The organism is Nocardioides sp. Arc9.136, from assembly GCF_030506255.1.
Lineage (GTDB): Bacteria > Actinomycetota > Actinomycetes > Propionibacteriales > Nocardioidaceae > Nocardioides.
In genome coordinates this window covers 1,617,203-1,640,704 of the sequence record NZ_CP113431.1, presented here as the reverse complement: position 1 = coordinate 1,640,704, position 23,502 = coordinate 1,617,203, and the positions used below count along the sequence as shown (strand labels likewise).

General features: G+C 74.2%; 23 protein-coding genes. 10 read left to right on the top strand and 13 right to left on the bottom strand.

Annotated elements, in window-relative coordinates:
* Position 1: 1 nt before the first annotated feature.
* Positions 2-1,030: a 6-phosphofructokinase gene (locus OSR43_RS07965; RefSeq protein WP_302270729.1), complete on the bottom strand. Its 1,029-nt coding sequence runs from the start codon at positions 1,028-1,030 to the stop codon at positions 2-4.
* A gap of 180 nt (positions 1,031-1,210) precedes the next feature.
* Here OSR43_RS07965 and OSR43_RS07960 point away from each other — a divergent pair, with 180 nt between their 5' ends.
* On the top strand, positions 1,211-2,029 hold the full coding sequence (locus tag OSR43_RS07960) for a DUF1028 domain-containing protein (protein ID WP_302270728.1): 819 nt from the start codon (positions 1,211-1,213) through the stop codon (positions 2,027-2,029).
* The gene (locus OSR43_RS07955; protein ID WP_302270727.1) at positions 2,026-3,501 is read left to right on the top strand and encodes a glycerol kinase GlpK; all 1,476 of its coding nucleotides are present in this window, start codon (positions 2,026-2,028) and stop codon (positions 3,499-3,501) included. The genes OSR43_RS07960 and OSR43_RS07955 overlap by 4 nt, the downstream gene beginning before the upstream one ends.
* 21 nt (positions 3,502-3,522) lie before the next feature.
* On the opposite strand, the gene OSR43_RS07950 is transcribed toward OSR43_RS07955, so the two are convergent.
* Positions 3,523-4,422: a hypothetical protein gene (locus tag OSR43_RS07950; RefSeq protein ID WP_302270725.1), complete on the bottom strand. Its 900-nt coding sequence runs from the start codon at positions 4,420-4,422 to the stop codon at positions 3,523-3,525.
* A 42-nt stretch (positions 4,423-4,464) separates the two neighbouring features.
* Positions 4,465-5,070 carry a TetR/AcrR family transcriptional regulator gene (locus OSR43_RS07945; protein WP_302270724.1) on the bottom strand — a complete coding sequence of 202 codons (606 nt, stop codon included), beginning with the start codon at positions 5,068-5,070 and terminating at the stop codon, positions 4,465-4,467.
* Positions 5,071-5,141: 71 nt separating this feature from the next.
* Between OSR43_RS07945 and OSR43_RS07940 the strand changes: the two genes are divergently transcribed.
* Positions 5,142-6,371, top strand: coding sequence for an oxygenase MpaB family protein (locus OSR43_RS07940; protein WP_302270723.1), 1,230 nt, complete (start codon positions 5,142-5,144; stop codon positions 6,369-6,371).
* A gap of 148 nt (positions 6,372-6,519) precedes the next feature.
* On the opposite strand, the gene OSR43_RS07935 is transcribed toward OSR43_RS07940, so the two are convergent.
* From OSR43_RS07935 to OSR43_RS07915, 5 genes are read right to left on the bottom strand one after another with little or no spacing between them, the layout of a single operon-like run.
* Positions 6,520-7,155: a response regulator transcription factor gene (locus OSR43_RS07935; RefSeq protein ID WP_302271636.1), complete on the bottom strand. Its 636-nt coding sequence runs from the start codon at positions 7,153-7,155 to the stop codon at positions 6,520-6,522.
* 26 nt (positions 7,156-7,181) lie between these two features.
* Complete coding sequence (locus OSR43_RS07930; RefSeq protein WP_302270722.1) at positions 7,182-7,703, bottom strand: flavin reductase family protein; 522 nt, start codon at positions 7,701-7,703, stop codon at positions 7,182-7,184.
* Positions 7,704-7,737: 34 nt separating this feature from the next.
* Positions 7,738-8,763, bottom strand: a complete 1,026-nt coding sequence (locus tag OSR43_RS07925; protein ID WP_302270721.1) for a DUF2804 domain-containing protein — start codon at positions 8,761-8,763, stop codon at positions 7,738-7,740.
* Positions 8,764-8,772: 9 nt separating this feature from the next.
* The gene (locus OSR43_RS07920) at positions 8,773-9,924 is read right to left on the bottom strand and encodes a MacS family sensor histidine kinase (RefSeq protein ID WP_302271633.1); all 1,152 of its coding nucleotides are present in this window, start codon (positions 9,922-9,924) and stop codon (positions 8,773-8,775) included.
* A 29-nt stretch (positions 9,925-9,953) separates the two neighbouring features.
* A complete protein-coding gene (locus OSR43_RS07915; RefSeq protein ID WP_302270720.1) occupies positions 9,954-10,700 on the bottom strand; it encodes a 1-acyl-sn-glycerol-3-phosphate acyltransferase in 747 nt (248 codons plus the stop codon).
* 58 nt (positions 10,701-10,758) lie between these two features.
* Here OSR43_RS07915 and OSR43_RS07910 point away from each other — a divergent pair, with 58 nt between their 5' ends.
* Positions 10,759-11,541 (top strand): carboxylesterase, encoded by a 783-nt coding sequence (locus OSR43_RS07910; RefSeq protein ID WP_302270719.1) that lies wholly within the window; start codon positions 10,759-10,761, stop codon positions 11,539-11,541.
* 10 nt (positions 11,542-11,551) lie between these two features.
* Positions 11,552-11,971 carry a hypothetical protein gene (locus OSR43_RS07905; RefSeq protein ID WP_302270718.1) on the top strand — a complete coding sequence of 140 codons (420 nt, stop codon included), beginning with the start codon at positions 11,552-11,554 and terminating at the stop codon, positions 11,969-11,971.
* A 48-nt stretch (positions 11,972-12,019) separates the two neighbouring features.
* On the opposite strand, the gene OSR43_RS07900 is transcribed toward OSR43_RS07905, so the two are convergent.
* From OSR43_RS07900 to OSR43_RS07880, 5 genes are read right to left on the bottom strand one after another with little or no spacing between them, the layout of a single operon-like run.
* A complete protein-coding gene (locus OSR43_RS07900) occupies positions 12,020-12,964 on the bottom strand; it encodes an ROK family protein (RefSeq protein ID WP_302270717.1) in 945 nt (314 codons plus the stop codon).
* 10 nt (positions 12,965-12,974) lie between these two features.
* Positions 12,975-13,916 carry an ROK family glucokinase gene (locus OSR43_RS07895; RefSeq protein WP_302270715.1) on the bottom strand — a complete coding sequence of 314 codons (942 nt, stop codon included), beginning with the start codon at positions 13,914-13,916 and terminating at the stop codon, positions 12,975-12,977.
* Positions 13,913-14,362 carry a hypothetical protein gene (locus OSR43_RS07890; protein ID WP_302270713.1) on the bottom strand — a complete coding sequence of 150 codons (450 nt, stop codon included), beginning with the start codon at positions 14,360-14,362 and terminating at the stop codon, positions 13,913-13,915. Before OSR43_RS07890 ends, OSR43_RS07895 begins: the two co-directional genes overlap by 4 nt.
* Entirely contained in the window at positions 14,359-15,552 is a 1,194-nt protein-coding gene (locus OSR43_RS07885; protein WP_302270711.1) for an ArsA family ATPase, read from the bottom strand. The genes OSR43_RS07890 and OSR43_RS07885 overlap by 4 nt, the downstream gene beginning before the upstream one ends.
* Before the next feature lie 8 nt (positions 15,553-15,560).
* Positions 15,561-15,995, bottom strand: coding sequence for an SRPBCC family protein (locus OSR43_RS07880; RefSeq protein ID WP_302270709.1), 435 nt, complete (start codon positions 15,993-15,995; stop codon positions 15,561-15,563).
* 152 nt (positions 15,996-16,147) lie between these two features.
* On the opposite strand from OSR43_RS07880, the gene OSR43_RS07875 reads away from it, so the two are divergent.
* The 5 genes from OSR43_RS07875 (at position 16,148) to OSR43_RS07855 (ending at position 23,501) form a co-directional block, all read left to right on the top strand.
* Positions 16,148-17,938 carry a long-chain fatty acid--CoA ligase gene (locus OSR43_RS07875; RefSeq protein WP_302270708.1) on the top strand — a complete coding sequence of 597 codons (1,791 nt, stop codon included), beginning with the start codon at positions 16,148-16,150 and terminating at the stop codon, positions 17,936-17,938.
* 220 nt (positions 17,939-18,158) lie between these two features.
* Complete coding sequence (gene cpaB / locus OSR43_RS07870) at positions 18,159-18,899, top strand: Flp pilus assembly protein CpaB (protein ID WP_302270707.1); 741 nt, start codon at positions 18,159-18,161, stop codon at positions 18,897-18,899.
* A 5-nt stretch (positions 18,900-18,904) separates the two neighbouring features.
* Positions 18,905-20,101, top strand: a complete 1,197-nt coding sequence (locus OSR43_RS07865; protein ID WP_302270706.1) for an AAA family ATPase — start codon at positions 18,905-18,907, stop codon at positions 20,099-20,101.
* 5 nt (positions 20,102-20,106) lie between these two features.
* Positions 20,107-21,597 carry a CpaF family protein gene (locus tag OSR43_RS07860; RefSeq protein ID WP_302270705.1) on the top strand — a complete coding sequence of 497 codons (1,491 nt, stop codon included), beginning with the start codon at positions 20,107-20,109 and terminating at the stop codon, positions 21,595-21,597.
* Entirely contained in the window at positions 21,597-23,501 is a 1,905-nt protein-coding gene (locus tag OSR43_RS07855; RefSeq protein ID WP_302270704.1) for a type II secretion system F family protein, read from the top strand. The genes OSR43_RS07860 and OSR43_RS07855 overlap by 1 nt, the downstream gene beginning before the upstream one ends.
* Position 23,502: the final 1 nt, after the last annotated feature.

Sequence of the window (23,502 nt, the reverse complement as noted above, 5' to 3'; positions counted from 1 at the left end):
GCTACCCGAAGAAGACCTGCGCCTCGGCGTACTCCTCGGGGCTGACCACCTTGAGCTCGGCGGTGCCCTCGGAGAGCGGGACGCGGACGATCTTCGTGCCGCGCAGCGCCATCATCGTCCCGAAGTCGCCGTCGGCGACCGCGTCGATCGCCTGCAGGCCGAACCGCGTGGCCAGCCAGCGGTCGAACGCCGTGGGCGTGCCGCCGCGCTGGACGTGGCCCAGGACGACCGCCCGGGCCTCCTTGCCCGTGCGGGCCTCGATCTCCGCCGCGAGCCGGTCGCCGATGCCGCCGAGCCGCACGTGGCCGAAGGCGTCCTTCTCCCCCGACACCAGCGTCATGTCGCCGCCCTCGACCGGGACGGCGCCCTCGGAGACCACGATGACCGGGGCGTACTCGCTCTGGAACCGCGTCTCGACGTGGGCGCAGACCTTGTCGATGTCGAAGGGCTGCTCGGGGATCAGCACGGCGCTGGCGCCGCCCGCGATGCCGGCGTGCAGGGCGATCCACCCGGCGTGGCGGCCCATGACCTCCACGACGAGCACGCGGTGGTGGGACTCGGCGGTGGTGTGCAGCCGGTCGATCGCCTCGGTCGCGATGTTGACGGCCGTGTCGAAGCCGAAGGTGAAGTCGGTGCCCGAGAGGTCGTTGTCGATCGTCTTCGGCACCCCGACCACCTGGACGTCGAGCTCGGCCAGCTTCGTGGCGACGCCGAGGGTGTCCTCGCCGCCGATCGCCACGAGCGCGTCGACGCCGTGCGCGGCGAGGTTGTCCTTGATCCGCTCGACGCCGCCCTCGATCGCGAAGGGGTTGGTGCGCGAGGAGCCGAGGATCGTGCCGCCGCGCGGGAGGATGCCGCGGCACTGCTCGATGCCCAGCTCCATGGTCAGCCCCTCGAGCGGCCCCTTCCAGCCGTCGCGGAAGCCGACCAGCTCGAAGCCGTACTCGCGGACGCCCTTGCGGACGACCGCCCGGATGACCGCGTTCAGACCGGGGCAGTCGCCCCCGCCGGTGAGCACTCCGACGCGCATCGGACCTCCTGAGGGTCGTGGCCGTGGCCGCGACCGCGTGGTGGCCGTGGGCCCGGTGGCCTTGGATCGTTCAAGTCGTCGCCGACCCTAGTGCGCCCGAGGTCACGCGGGTAGCGGTTCCTCCGCCCGGTGCGTCCCGGGGCGGGCCGAGCCGGCGGTGCCGCTCGCTACCCTCCCGCCATGACCTTCTCGATCGTGGCCCGCTCCGCCGACGGCGAGTCCTGGGGCGTCGCCGTCGCCTCGAAGTTCCTCGCCGTCGGGGCCGTCGTGCCCGCCGCAGTCGCCGAGGTCGGCGCGATCGCCACCCAGGCCGACGCCAACGTGGCCTACAAGGGCATCGCGCTCGCCCACCTCGACGAGGGCGCCACCGCGCAGGTCGCGCTCGACCGGCTGCTGGAGGAGGACGAGGGGCGCGCGGACCGCCAGGTCGGCATCGTCGACGTCGACGGCAACGCCGCCACGCACACCGGGACCGACTGCCTGGACTGGGCCGGCGGCGCCACCGGCGAGGGGTACGCCGTCCAGGGCAACGTGCTCACCGGCCCGGAGGTCGTCGAGGCGATGCAGCGCGCGTTCGAGGGCTCCGACCCCGCCGCGCCCCTGGCGCACCGCCTGCTCGCCGCGCTCGCCGCCGGTGACGAGGCCGGCGGCGACAAGCGTGGGCGCCAGTCGGCCGCCCTGCTCGTGGTCAGCGAGGGTGCCGGGTACGCCGGCGGCGACGACATCGCGGTGGACCTGCGCGTCGACGACCACGCCGCACCGGTCGCCGAGCTCGGGCGGCTGCTGGACCTCAACGACCTCTACCTCACCGCCTCGACCGAGGAGGAGAAGGTGCCGGTCGACGACGAGCTGCGGCGCGAGCTCGAGGCGTTCGCGACCGACCGCGGGCACCGCGACTTCGCCGCCTGGGTCGGCACCGAGAACTACGAGATGCGGGTCGACCCGGAGCTGACCTGGATCGACCAGCGGGTGCTCGAGGTCGTGCGGGGCACCGCGTGAGCGTGCTGGCGATCGACGCCGGCACCACCGGCGTCACCGCCGTCGTCGTCACCCCGGACGGCCGGATCGCCGCCAAGGGCTACCAGGAGTTCGCCCAGCACTTCCCGCAGCCCGGCTGGGTCGAGCACTCCCCGGAGGAGATCTGGCAGGCCACGCTCGAGGCGTGCCGCGAGGTGCTGGGCCGGGTCGACCGCTCCGAGCTGCGAGGCGTCGGGATCACCAACCAGCGCGAGACGGTCCTGCTGTGGGACCGGGAGACCCTGGGGTCGCCGCGCCGGGCGATCGTGTGGCAGGACCGGCGCACCGCCGACATCTGCACGCGCCTGCGCGACGGCGGGCACGAGGACCGGGTCGCCGAGCTGACCGGGCTGCGCCTGGACCCGTACTTCTCCGGCACCAAGCTGGCGTGGATCGCCGAGCACGAGCCGCACACGTGGGCGCTGGTCGAGGAGGGCCGGTACGCCGTCGGCACGGTCGACTCCTACCTGGTCGCCCGGATGACGCGCGGCCTGCACCACGTCACCGATGTCTCCAACGCCTGCCGCACGCTGCTGATGGACCTCGGCACCGGCGACTGGAGCGACGAGCTGTGCGGGCTCTTCGGCGTGCCGCGCGACGCGCTGCCCGAGCTGGTGCCCAACTGGGGCGAGCTGGCCGTCACCGACCCCCGGTCCTTCCTCGACCTGTCCCTGCCGATCGCGGGCATCGCCGGGGACCAGCAGTCCGCGCTCTTCGGCCAGACCTGCTTCGACGTGGGCGACTCCAAGTGCACCTACGGCACCGGCTCGTTCATCCTCACCAACTGCGGCACCGAGCTGCCCCGGTCCGACGCCGGGCTGCTGTCGACCGCCGCCTGGCGCTCCCCCGACGGCGAGCTGACCTACGCGCTCGAGGGCGCCATCTTCGTGACCGGCGCGGCGGTGCAGTGGCTGCGCGACGGTCTCCAGGTCGTCGGCTCGGCCGCGGAGACCGCGGCCATCGCCGCGACGGTGCCCTCCAGCGAGGGCGTCGTCTTCGTCCCCGCGCTCACCGGGCTCGGCGCCCCGCACTGGGACCCGCACGCCCGCGGGCTGATCATCGGCGTCACCCGCGGCACCACGCGGGCGCACCTGGTCCGCGCGACCCTCGAGGCGATCGCCTTCGAGGTCCGCGACGTGCTCGAGACCATGCCCGCCGCGCTGTCGTCGCTGCGGGTCGACGGCGGTGCCTCGGCCAACGACCTGCTCTGCCAGGTCCAGGCCGACCAGATCGGCGTGCCCGTCGAGCGGCCCGAGCTGGTCGAGACGACGGCCCTCGGTGCGGCGTTCCTCGCCGGCCTCGGCACCGGCGTCTGGTCGTCGACCGACGAGCTGCGGGAGACCTGGGCGCTCGACCGCTCCTTCACCCCCGGCCGCGACCGCACGGCGTACGACGCCTCCCACGTGCGGTGGCGCGAGGCCGTGGAGCGCTCGAAGGGGTGGGCGCAGGTCTGAGGCCCGGCCTCAGCCGCCGCCTCACCCGCCGAGCCCCTCCAGCGCCGCCCTGGCCGCGTCGCGCGCGCGGGTGAGGTCGTCGACCGCGGCGCTGGCCTCGTCGCGGGTGTCCTCGGCGTCGGCCAGCTCCTCGTCGAGGGCGTCGTGGTCCTCCTCGAGCGCCGCGATCCTGGCCTTGAGCTCGTCGATCTCGGCCTGGAGCTGGAGGCCGCGGGCCTCCAGGCGGGAGACCTCCTCGCCCGCCTCGTCGAGGTCCGACTGTGCCTCGGCGAGCTCGGACTCGGCCTGCGCCAGCTTCTCCTCGGCGGCGCGGCGGACCTTGGCGTCCGCCTCCGGGTCGGGGACGACCTCCAGCCTCGGCCGCGAGGGCGGCGGTGCGGACTCCCGTGGGACGGCGGCGAACCCGAGCGCCTCGGGCAGCGCCACGGCCGCACCCGCGTCCGCCTCCTCGACGCCGGTCGCCTCGATGGACGCCACGAGCAGGCCGCTGCGGACCGCCTTCGCGCAGCCCTCGTCCACCATCGCGGCGGTGAGCGTGGCCTCGACCTGGTCGGCCACCGCATCGGTGACGCGGAGGCCGTGCTCCTTGGCCACGGCGCGGGCCTGGCTGGTGACCGCGGCCGTGAGCTGGCGGCGCTGGCGGGTCAGCGCGCGCAGCTCCTCCCCCGACATCGACGCCTGCGCCTCGCGCAGGGCCGCACCGACGGCCAGCACCTGCTCGACCTGCTCGGTCTCGTGCCGCACGAGCAGGTTGACCACCCACGCGGCCGTCGCGGGCTTCCGCAGCGCCTTGACGGGCTTGGCCAGGTCGGTGCCCTTGAGCTCCTTGGCCCGGGCGTCGCGTGCCGGGGTGAACTCCGCGAGGTCGAGCGCGTAGAGCTCGTCGGCGATCGCCAGCAGCTCGCTCGTCGCGTCGGCCATGCCGGGAACCTACCCATGCCCCGCCCGCGAGCGCGCCGCCGGTCAGGACCGCAGCCCCGCGACGAGCATCGAGGTCGCCACGTCGACCAGCGCCTCACGGTCCGAGCCCGGCGGGCGGAACAGCGCGATCCGCAGCGAGGTCGCGACCACCACGCCCATGGTCATGAACACCAGCGCCTCCAGCCGCTCGGGGGGCACGCCGGGCAGGTGCCGCCGCGGGATCACGGCCGCGAGGTGGAAGAGGTCCCGCTCGATCTCCGGCAGCACGTTGGCGTTGATGCCGCCCGGTTGGGCGTCGACGACGGCCAGCACGACCGGGCCGTGCTCCTCGAAGCCGGACACCAGCGTCGAGACGATCTCGCGTACCGCGTCGGGCAGGTCGAGGTCGAGCGCGCGGACCACCGCCTCGCGGAGGTCCCGGTCGACCGCCGCGACGGCCTCGTCGCGCAGCGCCGTGACGATCTCCGCCTTGTCGTTGAAGTACCGGTAGAAGGTGCCGGTGCTGACGTGGGCGCGCTCCACGATCGCGGTGGTGGTCAGCCCGGCGGCGCCGCGCTCGCCGAGAAGGTGAAGGGCAGCGTCGAGCAGGGCCCTGCGCATCTGCACGGCACGTTGCTGCGTGGGCAGGATCCGCTGCTTGTGGGCCATGTCGACGTCCTGTCGGGAGACCGGAGAGAAGTGAATGGAAGGTGAGACATCCTCACTTCTAGGGTCGTGGCATGCAAGCCGCGACCACCGGCCGACTCCTCGCCGAGCGCCCCCTGCCCGCCACCCTGCGCCACGTCGAGCTGGCGCGGCAGCGCTACCCGCAGCTGGCGGCGACGTACCTCGCCGCGATGTGGGACGGCGACCCGCTGGCCGACGCCTTCGTCGCGGACGTCCCGCGCCTGGGGCACGGCAGGGCGATGCGGATGCTGCGCACCGCCTGCCGCGAGGGCATCGGGGCGGTGCCGGACGCGCCGGACTCGCTGCGCGCGCTGTTCGCCCAGCTGGACGCCACCCCGGAGTGGGTCGACCTCGAGGGGATCGACCGGGCCGGTGCGCACCTGGGCCGCTACACCCGGCAGGCCGGCATCGTGCTCGGCGCGGCGTCCCTGGTGAGCGGCTACGCCAACTCGGCGGCCTCGCGGCCGCTGGAGATGACCGGCCGCTACATCGAGAACGCCGGCATGCGCACCATCGAGGTCGCCTCCTGGCTGGTCGCGGCGAACGCGCAGGGCGGCCTGTCCCGCTTCGCCGACGGCTTCGAGCTCACCGTGCGGGTGCGGGTCATCCACGCGCTGGTGCGACGCTCGCTGCTCGACGACGATGCCTGGGACCTCGCCGCCTGGGGCGTCCCGATCTGCCAGTCCTACCTGGCCTACACCCTGGTCGAGTTCTGCCTGATCCCGCTGCGCGGCATGCGCGCCATCGGTGCGCCGTACCGTCCGGAGGAGCAGGCGGCGTACTACGCCCGCTGGCGCTACCTCGGCCACCTGCTCGGCATCGACCCCGCGCTCCTGCCCACCGACGAGGCGGAGCAGGAGGCGCTCGAGGGGATCTACCTGCTCACCCGGCCGCCGGTGGACGAGTACTGCCGCGAGCTGGTGGGCGCGATCGGCTCGGACTTCCTCGTGCCGGAGATCGAGCAGCTCGTCCCGCCCGTGCTGCACCCGGTCGCACCGACCGTCGTCGCCGCGCTGGAGCGGGTCTTCATCGGGGACGCGATCGCCGACGAGCTCGGCATCGCCGACACGCAGCTCAAGCACGCGGTCCGCGCCGCCGGGCCGGTGCTCGGCGCGGTGAACGCCGCGCTCGACCGGCTGCCGCCGACCCTCGGGCCGCGCACCCGCCGGGGCGAGCGGTACCGCGAGGCCCAGGACGCCCGGCTGCGCGCGCGGTACGGCGTGCAGCACGACCTCGTCGACGCCTCCCCCGGCGGCGGGAGGCCGCACCCCGCCCGCGGCTGACCGAGCTGGCCGGGCGGGCCGTCGGTCGGCGTCACTCGAGCCCCACTGCTCCCACTTCCCGGGGCAGTCCCTCGCTTACCGGGGCAGATCTGCCCCGGTAAGCGCGGGAGTCCCCGGTGCACCGGGGACCCCTGCAGGGGAGCCGAGATCAGTCCTCGTCCAGGCCCTGCTCGATCGCCCAGCGCGTGAGCTCGACCCGGTTGTGCATCTGGAGCTTGCGCAGGGTGTTCTGCACGTGGTTCTGCACGGTGCGGTGGGAGAGCACGAGCCGCTCGGCGATCTGCTTGTACGACATCCCCTTCGCGACCATCTTGAGCACCTCGGTCTCGCGCTCGGTCAGCTGCGGCTGCGTCGGGTCGGTGGCCGCCGCGGGGTCCGAGAGCCGCCGGAACTCGCCGAGCACCAGGCCGGCGAGGCCGGGGGTGAACACGGTGTCGCCGCGCGCCACGCGGCGTACGGCGTCGAGGAGCTCCTGCCGCGAGGCGGACTTGACCAGGTAGCCGGTCGCGCCGGCCTTGACCGCCTCCAGCACGTCGGCCTGCTCCCCGCTCGCGCTCAGCACGAGCACCCGCGCCGACGGGTCGTGGGCCAGCGCCTCGCGGGTGACACCGACGCCGTCGGGCTCGGGGATCTGCAGGTCCAGCACGACCACCTGGGGCCGGGCCGCCTTGAACCGCGCGAGCGCCTCGGTGCCGGTGGAGGCCACCGCGACGACCTCGAAGCCGGCCTGCTGCAGGTCCCGCTCGACCGCGTCGCGCCACATCGGGTGGTCGTCGACGACCATCACGCGGATCGGCGTCGTCGGGTCGGTCACGGGGCCCCCTTCTCCTGGGACAGGCGCAGCCAGCGTCCCCGCCGGTGGCCGAGCGGGTCGCCGTCCTCGCCGGCCTCCGCCGCGACGAGGCGGCAGGTGACCAGGGACGACCAGCCGACCTCGCGCTCCTCCTCGAGCTCGACACCGGCCCAGGTGGTGGTCGAGGCGAGCCGCGGGCCGTGCGCGGTGTCCACGAACTCGGCCTGGCGGAACAGCCCGCCCGGCGCCGGTGCGGTGCCGGCGAACATCTCGGCGAGCCCGCGGTCGGCCCACGAGAGCAGCTGGACGACGGCCCGGCCCGTGTCGCGCACGGCGTCGAGGAGGTCGGAGTCGGGGTCGAGCAGCGCGAGCACCCGCGGCGTCTCGCCGTTGGCCACCATCAGCGACGTCACCGTGAGCCCGGCCCGTCCGGCGCCCGCCCCGGCCGTCCACAGGGTGACCGTGCCGCCGAGCCGGCCCCGGAAGCGACGTACCGGGTCGTCCTCACCGGCGAACGGGTGGGTGTCGTGGATGGTCATCGCGCCCGAGGCTAGCGACCACCGCCGGACGGGGTCACCAGCGGTTGTGGACGTCCTCGGCCCAGCCGACCACGTCCGCCACCCGCATCCACGTTCCCGAGTCGTCGCGGACCCGGCCCGCCCAGTGCCCGAAGCACTGGTGGGTGCGGGACGCGAAGACCCGCAGGTCGGTGACGGAGCGGCGCAGGTGGAACGGTGTGAAGGCGAGGTCGACCGAGGCGCCCGAGACCCGCCAGGGCGCCATCCAGTCGTCACGGTCGTAGTCCCAGACCAGCTCCTCGCTGATCTTGGAGAGGTGCCCGTCGACGTAGAGGGAGTTCTCGACCGAGCCGGTGCCGTCGGTCCAGCGCCCGCCCACCTGGATGCCGACGACGTGGCCGTCGGTGCGTCCGGCGCCGGCGCCCCAGTTCCAGCGCACGTCGTAGGGCCACCGGCCGCGGCCGTGGTCGAGGGTCGCCCACGACTCCCCCGCCGGTACGTCGGCGGCGAGCCCGTCGAGGCGGATCGTGCCGGTCGCGGGGCGCGCGACGTCCTTGACGGTGTACTGGAAGAGACGGTCGCTCCACGGCACCACCACGCCCAGGCACTCGTGCCCCTCCGGCCGGTGCGCCACCACGTCGACCTCGACCCGCGGCCCGCTCGCCCGCAGGCGGGTCCCGCCCTCGACCTCCTCGACGTCGATCCGCAGCCGGCGCGTCCGCGAGCGGACCGGTCCGTGGCCCAGCGTGCCGGGCAGCGTCGCGCTGCGGCCGGTCACGCCGATCGCGTCGTGGGCGACCGACTCACCCGTGGCGCGGTCGAGCAGCCAGATGCCGTGGACGGCTGCGTAGTCGATGTCGGAGGTCACCAGGGCCACCACGTGGGTCGGCGTGGTCACCGCCCAGTACTCCCAGCGCTTGTTGCGACCCCGACCGCGGCGGCCACGACCGACTCCGTCCGTGGTGAGCAGCGGGGTGCGGGTCCAGCCGACCGCGTCGGGGTTGAGCCGGCCGTCGGCAGAGGTGAGCGGGACCGGGGCGGTGATCTCCCGCTCGCTGACGGGCTGGGGTCTGACAGGCACGGTCGGAGACTAGCGGCGCCGGTCCGCCGCTCCCGCGGAGCCGGGGGCGGGGACCGGGACGACGAGCTCCCACTCGGTGCCGAACGAGCCCGTGCTCAGCGTCGCGGTCCCGCCGAGGTCGGCGACCCGGCCACGGATCGACTCGCTGACGCCCAGCCGGCCCTCGGCCGCGGCCCGCTCGAGCCGGCCCTCGGGGATGCCGGGCCCCTCGTCGCGCACGGAGAGCTCGACCCGGTCGGGGAACGCCTCGAGCAGCACCCAGGCCGGAGCCTGCGCCCCCACGTGGTTCGCGACGTTGTCCAGGCAGGCGCCGACCACGGCGCACAGCTCCCGCACGACGTCGCGCGGCAGCTCGACCGGGGTCGCCGGCGCGGCGACGGTCACCTGGGCGCGGGACTCCAGCCGGCCGAGCTCCGCCGCCAGGTCGAGGACCGCGCCGGCTCCGCTCCCGCCGGCGGCCTCGTCGGTCGTGCGCTCCTGGGTGCGGATCAGGGTCCGCAGCCGGGACTCCTGCTCGCCCGCGAGCCGCGCCAGCTCGGCCGCCTCGCCGCCGAGCTCGGCGCCGCGCCGCTGGACCAGGGAGAGCACCTGCAGCACGCCGTCGTGCACGGCGCGTGCCAGCCGGGCGCGCTCCGCAGCCGCGGCGGCGGACCGCTCGGCGCGGTCGCGCTCGGCGGCCATCTCCTGCAGCGACCCGCACATGAAGCCGACGATCGGACCGCCGATGAAGAGCAGGAAGACGTTGCCGTAGTTGGACTGGGTCAGCTCCTCGCGGACCAGCACGTCGGCCGCCACCAGCACCGCGGCCGCCACCAGGCCGCCCACCCAGCGGTACCGGACCGCCCAGGCCAGCAGCGCCCCCGCGACCCAGAACCCCGGGACGGTCGCGTTGAAGCCGTCGCCCTTCACCAGGGGGGTGGCCGCCAGCAGCGCGACCGCCACGGCGAGGTCCGCGGCGAGCAGGACGACCGTGCGGCGCCGGGGCGCGGCGTACGCCCAGACGGCGAAGGCGGTCCACGCCGCCATCACCAGCACGCAGGCGACCCCGCCGGCGGGGCGCTGGAAGTTCTCGGCGCGGTAGAGGTTGAGCACCACCGCGTTGGCCAGGGTGACCCCACGCAGGACGGCCAGCGCCCGGAAGAGCCGGTCCTCGACCGCCAGCCCGGCACTGGACCGGGCCGGGTCTGCGCTCAGGACGCCTTCTTCTCTTCGCCCGGACGGTCCGCCGCGGCGTCGCCCGACTGCTCGGCGCGCTCGGCCTTGCGGGACTCGGCCTTGGCCTGGGCGGCGTAGGTGTCGACGTACTCCTGGCCGGAGAGCCGCATGATCTCGTACATGATCTCGTCGGTCACCGAGCGCAGGATGTAGCGGTCGTTGCTCATCCCCTCGTAGCGGGAGAAGTCCAGCGGCTTGCCGAAGCGCACGACCGGGCGGGTGAACGTGCCGAACGTCTTGCCCGGGGGTGCGACCACGTCGGTGCCGACGACGGCGACCGGGATGACCGGGACACCCGTCTCGAGCGCGAGCCGGGCGACACCGGTCTTGCCGCGGTAGAGCCGGCCGTCGTGGCTGCGGGTGCCCTCGGGGTAGATGCCGAACAGGCCGCCCTCCCCCAGGATCCGCTTGGCCGCGGTCAGCGCGCCCTCGGCCGCGCTGGCACCGCCGCGGTCGATCGGGACCTGGCCGGCACCGGAGAAGAACTGCTTCTGGAACCAGCCCTTGATGCCCGGGCTGGTGAAGTACTCCGCCTTCGCCACGAACGTCACCCGGCGCGGCAGCGTGAGCGGCATGAACAGCCAGTCGGCGTACGACAGGTGGTTGCTGGCGAGGATCGCCGGGCCGTCGGTGGGGACGTGCTCGGCGCCGGCGACCTGCGGGCGGAAGATCACGCGCAGGAACGGCCCGAGGGCCACCCACTTCAGGAACCAATAGAACACGCGGCGCACCTTCCACGACCCGGCCCGGACGAGGCAACCCTAGACCTAAGGTGCCGCCATGACGATCGAGCCGACGCTCCACCCGCTGGCCGCTCCCCTGTCCGCCCCGGCACGCCCCGAGCTGACCGGTGGTCGACGCGTCGGCGTGCTGCTCAGCCACGGCTTCACGGGCCAGCCCGCGTCGATCAAGCCGTGGGGCGAGGCGCTCGCGGAGCAGGGGTACGGCGTGGAGGTGCCGCGGCTGCCGGGGCACGGCACGAGCTGGCAGGACTGCAACACGACCACGTGGGACGACTGGTACGCCGAGCTCTCGCGCGTCTTCGCCGACCTGCGCGCCTCCCACGACGCGGTCGTGGTCGGCGGGCTCTCCATGGGCGGCGCGCTGACCCTGCGCCTCGCGGCCGACCACGGCGACGCGGTGGCCGGGGTCGTCGTGGTCAACCCCGCCCTGGCCACGGCCCGCAAGGACGTCAGGCTGCTGCCGGTGCTCAAGCACGTGGTCGGGTCCTTCCCCGGGATCGCGAACGACATCAAGAAGCCCGGCGCCGAGGAGCACGGCTACACCCGGACGCCGCTGAAGGCGGCCCACTCGATGTTCCGCGCGTGGCCGGGGCTGGTGTCCGACCTGCCGCGCGTCACGGCCCCGCTGCTCTACCTCCGCTCGACGGTCGACCACGTGGTCGACGGGCTCACCCAGCCGCTCGTCGTCTCCGGCGTCTCCTCGCGCGACGTCACCGAGGTGTCGCTGCCGGAGAGCTACCACGTGGCGACGCTGGACCACGACCTCCCCACCATCGTCGAGGAGACCGCGGCGTTCGTGCGGCGGGTCACCGCCGCGTAACCTCGTCCTCGTGCAGCGCGACGACGAGGACGACGTCTGGCGCTCGATCGTCGAGAACTACGGCGACCGGCCGACCCTCGACGACGAACCGCCTGCGCCGGCACCCGCGCCGACCGCTCCGGCCACGCCGCCGACGTACGACGTCCCGCTGCCCGAGGAGCCGGAGAGCGACCTCGCGCGTGCCGACGAGGAGCGCTTCGTCCCGCCCGAGCCGCCGCCGCTGCCGCGCCCCGTCGGCGCCCGCCTCGCCGCGTGGACCGGCGTCTTCGGCGCCCCCGCCGTCCTGCTGCTGTTCCTGGTGCTGGGCATCGGCCTGCCGCAGGTGGTCTCCTACGCGCTGGTCGCCGGGTTCGTCGGCGGCTTCCTCTACCTGGTCTGGCAGATGCCCCGCGGCCCACGGGACCCCTGGGACGACGGCGCCCAGCTCTGACCGCGGGGTAGTCGGCCGGCTTGCCGGAGATCGCGACCGCGCGCCCGGCTAGGAGCGCTGGCGCGCGAGGATCGCGCCGCCCACCACGCCGGCCTCCGGGCCGAACCGGGCGCGGACGACGGGCGGGACCTCGCGGTGCGCGGCACCGACGAGCGAGCGGACGAGGGCGTGCCGGGCCGGCTCGAGCAGCCGGTCACCGGCGGCCGAGACCCCGCCGCCGACGACCACGAGCTCGGGGTCGAAGGCCGCGACGAGGTTCGCCAGGCCGACGCCGAGCCAGTCCCCGACGGACGCGAAGGCCTGCCGGGCGACCAGGTCGCCCTGCTCGGCGGCCTCGGTCACCATCGGGCCGACCAGCGTGCTGGGATCGCCGCCGCACAGCTGCTCCAGCATCGTGGGCTCCCGGCCGATCCTGGCCCGGGCGAAGCGGACGAGCGCGTTGCCGCTGGAGTACTGCTCCCAGCACCCGGCACCGCCGCACTCGCAGGGCTGGCCGTCCGGCACGACCTGCGCGTGGCCGAACTCCCCGGCCATGCCGTTGCGGCCGCGGTGGACGCGCCCGCCGAGGACGAGGCCGCCGCCGATGCCGGTGCCCATCGTGATCAGCAGGAAGTCCGCGACGCCCCGCGCCGCGCCGAGCGTCCCCTCGGCGAGGGCGGCGCAGTTGGCGTCGTTGTCCAGGACGACGGTCGTCCCCCACCGATCGGCCAGGCGGGCGCGCACGTCCTCGCCCTGCCAGGGCAGGTGCGGCGCGAACATCACCCGTTCCCCCGCGGCGTCCACGAAGCCCGCCGCGGCGAGGCCCACCCCGTCGACGCGGCGCCCGTCGGCGACCTCGGCGACCGCCTCGCTCAGCGCCTGCTCGACGAGCACGGCGTCCACGCGGCGCCCCGGGGTGGAGCGCCGGGCCGTGCGCAGCACCGCGCCCGCGGCGTCGACCTCGGCGGCGAGCACCTTGGTGCCGCCGACGTCGACGCCGATGTGGAGGGCCACGGGAGCCGCCTCAGCGGCGGGCGAGGTCGGCCGCGCCGATGAGCCCGGCGCGGTTGCCGAGCGTGGCGCGGCGGATCTCGAGCGTCGGGCGGTGCCCGCGAGCGGGCAGCTCCGCGACGAACGCCGTGCGGATGGGGCCGAGCAGCAGCTCGCCGGCCTCGCTGACGCCGCCACCGATGACCACCACCGCGGGGTCGAGCACGGCGGTGAGCGAGGCGATGCCCTCGCCGAGCCAACGACCCAGCTCGGCGAGCTGGGCCACGGCGAACGGGTCGCCCGCACGCGCCGCCTCGGTGATGAGCGGTCCGGTGATGGCCGCGGTGTCGCCGCCGGCACGCGCCAGGAGGCTGCGGGCGGCCGGGTTGCCGGTGACCGCCTCGGCGCGGGCGTCGCGCACGAGCGCCGAGCCGCTGGCGTACTGCTCGAAGCAGCCGCGGTTCCCGCACCCGCACCGGATGCCGTCGGGGACGACGCGCATGTGGCCGATCTCCGCGCCGGCGCCGAACGCGCCGCGGTGCAGGAGCCCGTCCAGCACGATGCCGCCGCCGATGCCGGTGCCGACGGTGACCAGCAGCAGGTCGTCGACGTCGTGACCGGCGCCGAAGACGAACTCGCCCCAGGCCGCGGCGTTCGCGTCGTTCTCCACCACGACCGGCAGCTCGACGCGCTGCTCCAGCTCCGCCTTGAGGGGTACGTCGCGCCAGGCGATGTTCGGCGCGAACATCACCACCGCGCGGCCCTTGTCGACGTAGCCGGCCGCACCGACGCCGACCGCCGTGATCTCGTGCCGGGTGCGCAGCTCCGCGACGAGCCCCGCGATGGCGTCCTCGATCGCCTCCGCGTCGGTCGCGGGCGACTCCACGCGCAGCTCCTCGAGGACCTTGCCCTCCTCGTCCACCACACCGCCGGCGATCTTCGTCCCGCCGACGTCCACGCCACACGTGAGCGTCATCCCTCGTCCTCCGGCCACTCGTCAGCCCCGTCGTCGGGGTCCAGGTCGATCCGTTCCACTCCTGCGTCTGCCGGCGGCCCGCCGTCGGGGGGCCGGCGACGGTCGTCGGGCACCGCCGTGGCGAGTGCCTCCGCGGCCGCCTGCAACAGGGAGGATCCTGCCGCCAGCAGGTGGTTGCGCACCTCCGGGCTCGTGCTGCGCACGGCGTGGACGGCTCGGCACACCGGGCACCAGGTGCACTCGGGGGCCCCGGTGGCGACGTGCTCGTCGACCTGCCGGGCCGCGGCCGCCGCCTGGGCGGCGAAGCCGCCCAGCCCGGCACCCAGTCCCGCACCCAGTCCGGAGCCGTTGTCCTGCGCCCAGTCGCCCAGCGCGCCGAACAGCTTGGCGGCCTCCTCGGCCACGCTGCCGACGTCCTCCGGCCGGTCGTGCTCGTCGTCGCTCATGCGCTCTCCCCCCGGGCGTGCGCGGGCCGGGCCTCGTGGAACCGGACCTGCAGCTCGCCCTCCTCGACCCGGGCACCGGCGACGTCGAGCCGCGCCAGGCCGGCGGGCAGGGTCAGCAGGCGGCGGTAGGAGCCGACGGTCACGACCAGCTCGTCGTGCCGGCGGGCCAGGTCGACCTCCGCGCGGTTGACCAGCGGCAGCCGGAGGCGCAGCACGGCCCCGCCGCCGGTGCGGGTGACGCGGAAGGGCCCCTCGCCCACGGGCGCCGCGAGCGGGTCGGAGCCGCCGTACACGTCGGCGGCGAGGGTGCGCAGGGCGTCGACCCCGACCGGCTCGGCGGCGCGGTACTCCGAGCGCCACACCGGCAGCCCGACGAACGACTCCTCGACGTCGGCGAGCACGCGCGCCTGGGCCGCGACCCAGCCGGCGCGCCAGTCGTCGCCGTCGGCGGGCGGGAAGACCCGGTTGGCCACCACGCCGTCGACGCGGTAGCCGTAGAGCGACAGCGTGGTCCAGCTCCGTCGCGCCTCGGCGGCGACGACCGCCTCGGGGGTGAGGACCAGCCGCACGCTGGCGTCCGGGCCCTGCAGCAGCGAGCGCACCTCGTCGAGCTCGGCGTGCAGCCGCTCCACGGCCTCGAAGACGCTCCCACCGGGCATCGGCACGCCCGCGGCGCGGGTGAGGACGGGCTTGAGCGCCTTGACGACACGGGCCTGGGTCGGGAGGACCCGCTGCATGTACCACCCCAGCGCCTCGGGCAGCGCGAGCAGCCGCAGCGTCTCCGCGGTCGGCGCGCAGTCGACGACGACGACGTCCCACTCCCCGGAGAGGACCTGCAGCCGCAGCTCGAGCAGGGCCAGCACCTCCTCGGCGCCGGGCAGCACGGTCAGCTCCTCCGCGGCCAGCCGGTCGACGCCGACGGTGTCGAGGACCGAGAGGAGGTAGCGCTGCACCTCGCCCCAGGACTGCTGGAACCGCAGCTGGGCGTCGACCTGCTGGACGAAGAGCCGCTCCCCGACCTCGGTGGGCTCGGGACCGACCTCGACGCCGAAGGCGTCGGCCAGCGAGTGGGCCGCGTCGGTGGACAGCACAAGGGTGCGGTGCCCGGCCGCGGCCGCGAGCGCCGCCGTACCGGCCGCGACCGTGGACTTGCCGACACCGCCCTTGCCGGTGAGCAGGAGGATGCGCATGCGGCGCGTCAGCGCGACTCGACGCGCTTCTTCAGACCCTTCAGCGCCGTGTCGATGAGGATCTTCTCGCCCTTGCGCTTCAGCATGCCGATGAGCGGGATCGAGACGTCGAGGGCGAGCCGGTAGGTCACCTCGGTGGACCCGCCGAGGTCGCGGAGCACGTAGGCGCCGTCGAGGGCCCGCAGCATCTTGCCCTCGACGAGGGTCCAGGTGACCTCGCGGTCGCCGTCCCACTGGTACTCAAGGGTGTACTCGTCCTTGATCGGCGAGACGTCAAGGGCGAAGAAGACCCGCTCGGCGCGGCCGTCGGGGTACGTCGCGACGACGTCGGCGGTCTGCACGCCCTTGGCCCACTGCGGGTACGCCGCGAAGTCGGCGATCACCGCCATCACCTCGGCCGGGGCGGCGTCGACGGTGATCGACGACGTGGTCTGTTCGGCCATGCGGGGCCCCCTGGAGGTCGCGGCTGCTGGGCGGGGTCGGCGGGTGGATCGATGCGGCAGCGTACCGGATGGGAGAGGCGTCCGACGGCGGCGGTAGCCTGCGACGAGGCGCCCGTCCGGGCGCCCGAATCGACGTGCTCGGAGGAGGAAGCGTGCGGGAGTTCTCCACGCCCCTGACGATCGAGGTCCCGGGGACCGGCAACCTGACCGACGACGTGGTGAGGAACGCCGAGGAGGCGCCCGACGCCGTCGTCTTCAGCCGCCCCGCGGGCGACGGCGCCTGGAGCGACGTCACCGCCGCCGAGTTCCTGGCGGAGGTCACCGCGGTGGCCAAGGGCCTGGTCGCGGCCGGTGTCGAGACCGGCGACCGGGTCGCCCTGATCTCGAAGACGCGCTACGAGTGGACCCTGCTCGACTACGCGATCTGGTTCGCCGGCGCCGTCACGGTGCCGATCTACGAGACCTCCTCGGCCGAGCAGATCGAGTGGATCCTGCGCGACAGCGCCGCCCGCGCGGTCGTCGCCGAGACCGACGACCACGTCGCGCGCGTCGCGGAGGTCCGCGGCGGCCTCGAGGCGCTCAACCACGTGTGGTCGCTGACCGACAACGCCGTCGACGTGCTGCGCCGCCTCGGCGCCGACATCAGCGACGACGACCTGGAGAAGCGGCGCACGACGGCCACGCCGCTGGACCTCGCGACGCTCATCTACACCTCGGGCACGACGGGGCGGCCCAAGGGCTGCATGCTCACCCACGGCAACTTCATGTTCGAGCTCGGCGTGGCCGTCGAGGAGCTCGAGCGGCTCTTCGACGCCGAGGGCGCCTCCACGCTGCTGTTCCTGCCGCTGGCCCACGTCTTCGCCCGGATCATCCAGATCGGCTGCGTGAAGTCCCGCACCCGGCTGGGCCACTCCCCCGACATCAAGAACCTGCTGCCCGACCTGCAGGGGTTCCGGCCGACGTTCATCCTGGCCGTGCCGCGCGTGTTCGAGAAGGTCTTCAACACCGCCTCGCAGAAGGCCACCGCGGAGGGACGCGGCAAGATCTTCGACCGGGCCGCCGACGTGGCGATCGCCTGGTCCCGCGGGCTCGACAAGGGTCGTCCGTCACTGGCCGTCCGGGCCCAGCACGCGCTGTTCGCCAAGCTGGTCTACGGCAAGCTGCTCGACGCCCTCGGCGGGAGCTGCCAGTTCGCGGTCTCCGGCGGCGCGCCCCTGGGCGACCGGCTCGGCCACTTCTACCGCGGCATCGGCCTGACCGTGCTGGAGGGCTACGGGCTCACCGAGACCACGGCGGCGCTCACCGTCAACCTCCCGGACGCCCAGAAGGTCGGCACCGTGGGCCGCCCGCTGCCCGGCACCGCCGTGCGCGTCGCCGACGACGGCGAGCTGCTGTTCCGCGGCGGGCAGGTCTTCGCCGGCTACTGGGAGAACGAGGACGCCACCCGGGAGGCGCTCGAGGCCGACGCGTGGTTCCACACCGGCGACGTCGGCGAGGTCGACGACGAGGGCTTCGTGAAGATCACCGGCCGCAAGAAGGAGATCCTGGTGACCGCCGGCGGCAAGAACGTCGCCCCCGCGGTCCTCGAGGACCGGCTGCGGGCGCACGCGCTGGTCGACCAGTGCATCGTCGTCGGCGACGGCCAGCCCTTCATCGCCGCCCTCGTCACGATCGACCGCGAGTCGCTGCCGGTCTGGGCCGCCGCCCGCGGCAAGGCCGACGACGTCGGGCGGCTGCTCGACGACCCCGACCTGCGCGCCGAGATCGAGGCCGCGGTGGAGGACGCCAACAAGGCCGTCTCCAAGGCGGAGTCCATCCGCAAGTTCTCGGTCCTCGACGCCGAGTGGACCGAGGAGGGCGGGCAGCTCACCCCCAGCCTCAAGCTCAAGCGGAACGTCGTGATGCGCGAGTTCCGCGCCGAGGTGGACGCGCTCTACTCCTGACGCCCCTCCCCACCTGGCTCGACCGGGCCACCGGCCACCCCCGAAGGGGTGGCCGGTGGTGCTTGTTTGGGCAATCGCCGGTGCGTCACCGGTGGGTTCCCTAGCATCGAGAGCCGGCACAGCCGACTCGGGGAGGGAGCCGGCCGTCGCCGCACGGGACAACGCTGGACCGTCGGGAGGGGGCTACCGACGTTCCTCACAGGACGAAAGGGTTCTGTTGATGGATCGACGAAGGATCCTCCTCATCGCCGCGGCGGTCGTCGCGGCCCTGGGCGTGGTGCTGGTCCTCCTCTACGTGCGAGGGGCCGACGCACGCGCGCAGGACCGGTTCGTCACGGTGGAGGTGCTGCGGGCGACCGCCCCGATCGCCAAGGGCGAGAAGATCGAGGACGCGCTGGCCGCCGGCAAGGTCGCGCTCCAGCCGGTCGCGCAGGACCAGCTCCTCGACGGCGCCCAGGGCGACGCGGGCGTCTTCAGCGGCCAGCTCGCGCTGGTGCCGATCTACCCGGGCGAGCAGCTGATCCCCGCAAAGTTCGGCGGCGCCGCGCAGGTGTCGGCCGACACCGGCCTGCAGCTGCAGAAGGGCCAGGTCACCGTGACGGTCAACCTCACCGACACCGCCCGGGTGGCCGGCTTCGTCAACCCCGGCTCGCAGGTCGCGGTCTTCTTCAACGGCTCCGACGCACGCAGCGGCCAGCCGTTCACGCGGCTCCTCCTGCCCGAGGCGACGGTCCTCGCGGTCGGCTCCACCACGCCGGTCTCGACGACGACCACCGACCAGACCGGTCAGCAGACCGTTGAGCAGCTGCCCCGCACCCTCATCACGCTCGCGCTCAGCCAGGCCGAGGCGGAGCGGGTGATGTTCGCGCAGGGCAACGGCGAGCTGGCCTTCGCGCTGGTCGGCGACGACACCCAGGTGCGCCCCGGTCCCGGGGTCACGACCGACAACCTGTTCGGCTGACGCGCATGCCCGTCGTCGTCGATCCCCAGGACGCCACCCTCTCCGCGCTGCTGACCGGGCTGCCGACCGGCACCCAGGGGGTGCTGTCGGTCGACCGGATGCACGGTTGGCTGACCCAGCACTCCGACGAGTACGTCGTCGTGCTCGGCCCCCACCTCGCCCTCGAGGAGACCGTCGCGGTCTGCGAGGGGCTCCGCACCGGCCGGCCCACCGTCAGCGTCGTGCTCGTGCGCGACGAGCTCGACGCCGAGACCCTCGCCGCGGCCATGAAGGCCGGCGCGCGCGACGTCGTGCCGACCGGCGACCTGGTCGCCCTCGAGGCCGCGGTGGACCGCGCCTACCAGCTCCACGTCGCGCTGCGCGGGCCGTCCGGCGCCGCGCACGTCGGCCGCGTGGTGACCGTCTTCTCCCCCAAGGGCGGCGTCGGCAAGACCACGATGGCGGTCAACCTCGCGCTGGCGCTCACCGAGAACGGCGCGCGCAAGGTGTGCCTGGTCGACCTGGACCTCGGGTTCGGCGACGTCGCCATCACCATGCAGCTGTTCCCGACGCACTCGATCGAGCAGGCCGTCGGCGCCGAGGACAGCCTGGACACCGCGATGCTCGACGGGCTCCTGACCCGGCACCAGGAGTCGTTGATGGTGCTGGCCGCCCCGGCCCACCCCGACGTCCGTGAGCGGATCACCGCCCCGCTGGTGACCCGCATCCTGCGGACGCTGCGGGAGACCTTCGACTACGTCGTCATCGACACCGCGCCCGCCTTCGACGAGCAGACCCTGACCGCGCTCGACGAGACCGACGAGTGCGTCATCGTCGCGACGCTCGACGTGCCCACGCTGAAGAACGTCAAGGTGGCCCTCGAGACCCTGGAGATGCTCGACATCGCCCGGGGCCACCGCCACCTGCTGCTCAACCGCGCCGACGACGCCGTCGGCATCGGTCCGGACAAGGTGGAGGCCATCCTCGGCATGGGCGTGGCCGCCTCCGTCGAGAGCTCGATCGACATCGCGGCCGCCACCAATGCGGGGACCCCGATCCTGCTCGAGCGCCCCGACCACCAGTCCAGCGGCGCGATCCGTGGGCTCGCGTCCCGGCTCTCCGGGGAGACCGTCGCCGCGCCGCGGTCCGCCACCACCCCGCCCGACCCCGCGGACGCCGAGGGGGCCGACAAGCCGGCCCGCCGCTTCCGCCTCCGGAGGTGACGTCGATGAGCTCGCTGTCCGAACGGCTCGCCGCCGCCCGCCGCTCCGACCCCGCCGCCTCCCCCGAGCCGCCGGCCGAGGCCACCGCCGCCCTCGACGCCGCTCGGCCGGTCGAGGAGCAGCCCGCCGGGGCCGCGGCCGCCGGGGCCGCCGCTGCCGCCGCCGCGTCCGCGAGGCGCAAGGTCGACGCCGCGCCGCGGCGTACCCTCGGCGCGGCGCAGCCCGACCGGATCGAGGAGCTGAAGAGCAGCGTGCACACCGAGCTGCTCCAGCAGCTCGGGCCGCACCTCTACGACGCCGACATGGACCAGGACGAGCTGGACCAGCGGGTCCGCTCGGTGCTGGCCGACGTCCTCGCCTCCCAGGACCGACCGCTCAGCAGCGGGGACCGCGCGCGGGTGACCCAGGAGATCAGCGACGACATCCTCGGCTACGGGCCGATCCAGCCGTTCCTGCGCGACCCCGACGTCTCCGAGGTCATGGTCAACGGGCACGCCTCGATCTGGTTGGAGAAGGGCGGCCGGCTGATGCCGGCGGACGCGCACTTCCTCGACGAGGCGCACCTGCGGCGCACGATCGACAAGATCGTCTCCCGGATCGGCCGCCGCGTCGACGAGTCCAGCCCGATGGTCGACGCCCGCCTGCCCGACGGCAGCCGCGTCAACGCCGTGGTCCCGCCGTTGGCCGTGGACGGCTCGGCGCTGACCATCCGCAAGTTCGCCACCGACCCGCTGACCGCCACCGACCTGGTCTCCTTCGGGTCCCTGACGCCGCAGACGTGCGACTTCCTCGAGGCGTGCGTGCGCGGCCGGCTCAACGTGATCGTCTCCGGCAGCACCGGCGCCGGGAAGACGACGACGCTCAACGTGCTGTCCTCGTTCATCCCCAGCGACGAGCGGATCGTCACCATCGAGGACGCCGCGGAGCTGCAGCTCAAGCAGGACCACGTGGTCCGCCTGGAGTCGCGCCCGGCCAACATCGAGGGCAAGGGCGCGGTCCACATCCGCGACCTGGTGCGCAACAGCCTGCGGATGCGGCCCGACCGGATCATCGTCGGCGAGGTCCGCGACGCCTCCGCCCTGGACATGCTGCAGGCGATGAACACCGGCCACGACGGCTCCATCTGCACCCTGCACTCCAACGGTCCGCGCGACACGCTCTCGCGGATGGAGACCATGGTGCTGATGGCCGGCATGGACCTGCCGGTCCGCGCGATCCGCGAGCAGGTCGCCTCCGCGGTCGACCTGATCGTGCACCAGACGCGCTTCAAGGACGGCACCCGCCGGATCACCCACATCACCGAGGTGGAGCGGATGGAGGGCGACGTCATCACCCTCCAGGACATCTTCGTCTTCGACGCCTCCGCGGGCTTCGACGTCCACGGCCGCACGCTCGGCCGGCTCCGCCCGACGGGGCTGCGGCCGACGTTCCTGGACAAGATGGCCTACGCCAACGTCACGGTCGACCCGATGCTCTTCGCGACGGACCGGATCTGATGCGTCGGCTGCTGCTCACCCTCGTCGCGCTGGCGGCCGGCGTCCTGCTGTGCCTGCTGCCCTCGGCGGCGCTCGCCGCGGACGGGTCGATCACGCACGTGGAGCCGACCGACGGCGGGCTCGACGTCCTGGTGTCGGTCCCGGCCGGCTCGGCCGTCGACCTGGCGGACGTCACGGTCACCGTCGACGGGGTCGCGGCGCCCGCGACCGCCGAGCGCGCCGGGGCCTCGACGGCGGTACGCCGCACCGCGGTGCTGGCGATCGACACCAGCAACTCCATGCGCGGCGACCGCTTCGGGTCCGCCAAGCAGGCCGCGCTGACCTTCATCCGCAGCGTGCCCCCGGACGTCGAGCTCGGGATCGTCAGCTTCGCCGGCACCGTCGACGAGGCGCTCGCCCCGACGACCGACCGCGACGCGGCTCGCGAGGTGGTCCGCTCGCTCACCCTCAGCCAGCAGACCAGGCTGCACGACGGCGTGCTCGCCGCCCTGCGGCTGGCCGGCGAGGAGGGCCAGCGCTCGCTGCTGGTCCTCTCCGACGGCGCGGACACCTCCGGCACACCCCTCGCGGACGTCACCGCGGCCGTGGACGAGTCCGGCGTAGGCGTCGACGTCATCGCGCTCGAGCAGGGCGACGCAGCGCTGGCCTCGCTGCGCGAGGTGGCCGAGGCCGGCTCCGGCCAGGTGGTCGAGGCGAGCCGGACCGCGCTGGCCGACACGTTCTCGGAGGAGGCTGCCGTCCTCGCCCGGCAGGTGCTCGTCTCGACCTCCGTGCCCGACGGCGTCGACGCGACCGAGGCGACCGTCGAGGTGACGCTCGGCGGCGCCGCCGGCCCCGTGACGGCCAGCGCCTTCAGCACCGTCCAGCGCGCGGCGACGACGACCGTGGTCCCCCCGCCGGTGGTGCAGCAGCCCGACTGGGTCCCGCCGTCCTGGCTGATGCACGCCGGCATCGGCACGCTCGCCGTCGGCCTGGTCGCGCTCGTCGTGCTCCTGGTCCCGCGCGGCCCGGCGCCGCTGTCGGCGGCCGACCGCCTGGCGCGCTACACCGAGGTGACGAGCGCCGGCGCGACGCCCGCGGGGTCGCGGGTGGACGCCGAGCAGGCGCTCTCGTCGGCCAAGGACGCCGCCGCCACGCTGCTGAGCCGGAACAAGTCGCTCGACGCGCGGATCACCCACCGGCTGGAGGGCGCCGGCAGCGAGCTGAAGGCCTCGGAGTGGCTGCTGGTCCACGTGGGCGTGTTCCTCGCCGCCGGCCTCGTCGGCCTGCTGCTGGGTCGCGGCACCATCGTCCTGGGCCTGCTCTTCCTGGTCCTCGGCGGCCTCGGCCCCTGGCTCTACCTCGGCGTCCGGCGGGCGCGCCGGCGCAAGGCGTTCAACGCCCTGCTGCCCGACACCCTGCAGCTGATGTCCGGGTCGCTGGCGGCGGGTCTCTCGCTGGCCCAGTCGGTCGACACGATCGTGCGGGAGGGCGCCGACCCGGTCGCCACGGAGTTCAAGCGGGTCCTGGTCGAGACGCGCCTCGGCGTACCCCTGGAGGACGCGCTCGAGGGGGTCGCCAAGCGGTTCGAGTCCAAGGACTTCGAGTGGGTGGTCATGGCGATCAAGATCCAGCGCCAGGTCGGCGGCAACCTCGCCGAGCTGCTCGACACCGTCGCCGCCACGATGCGCGAGCGGGAGTACCTGCGGCGCCAGGTGGCCGCGCTGGCCGCCGAGGGCAAGCTGTCCGCGTGGGTCCTGGGCTGCCTGCCGCCGCTGTTCATGCTGTACCTCTTCTTCACCCAGCGGGACTACGTGAGCGTGATGTTCACCGACCCGCTCGGCATCCTGATGCTCGTCGGCGCGGTGGTGGTCCTCGGCGTGGGGGTCTTCTGGATGAGCAAGCTGGTCAAGGTGGAGGTGTGAG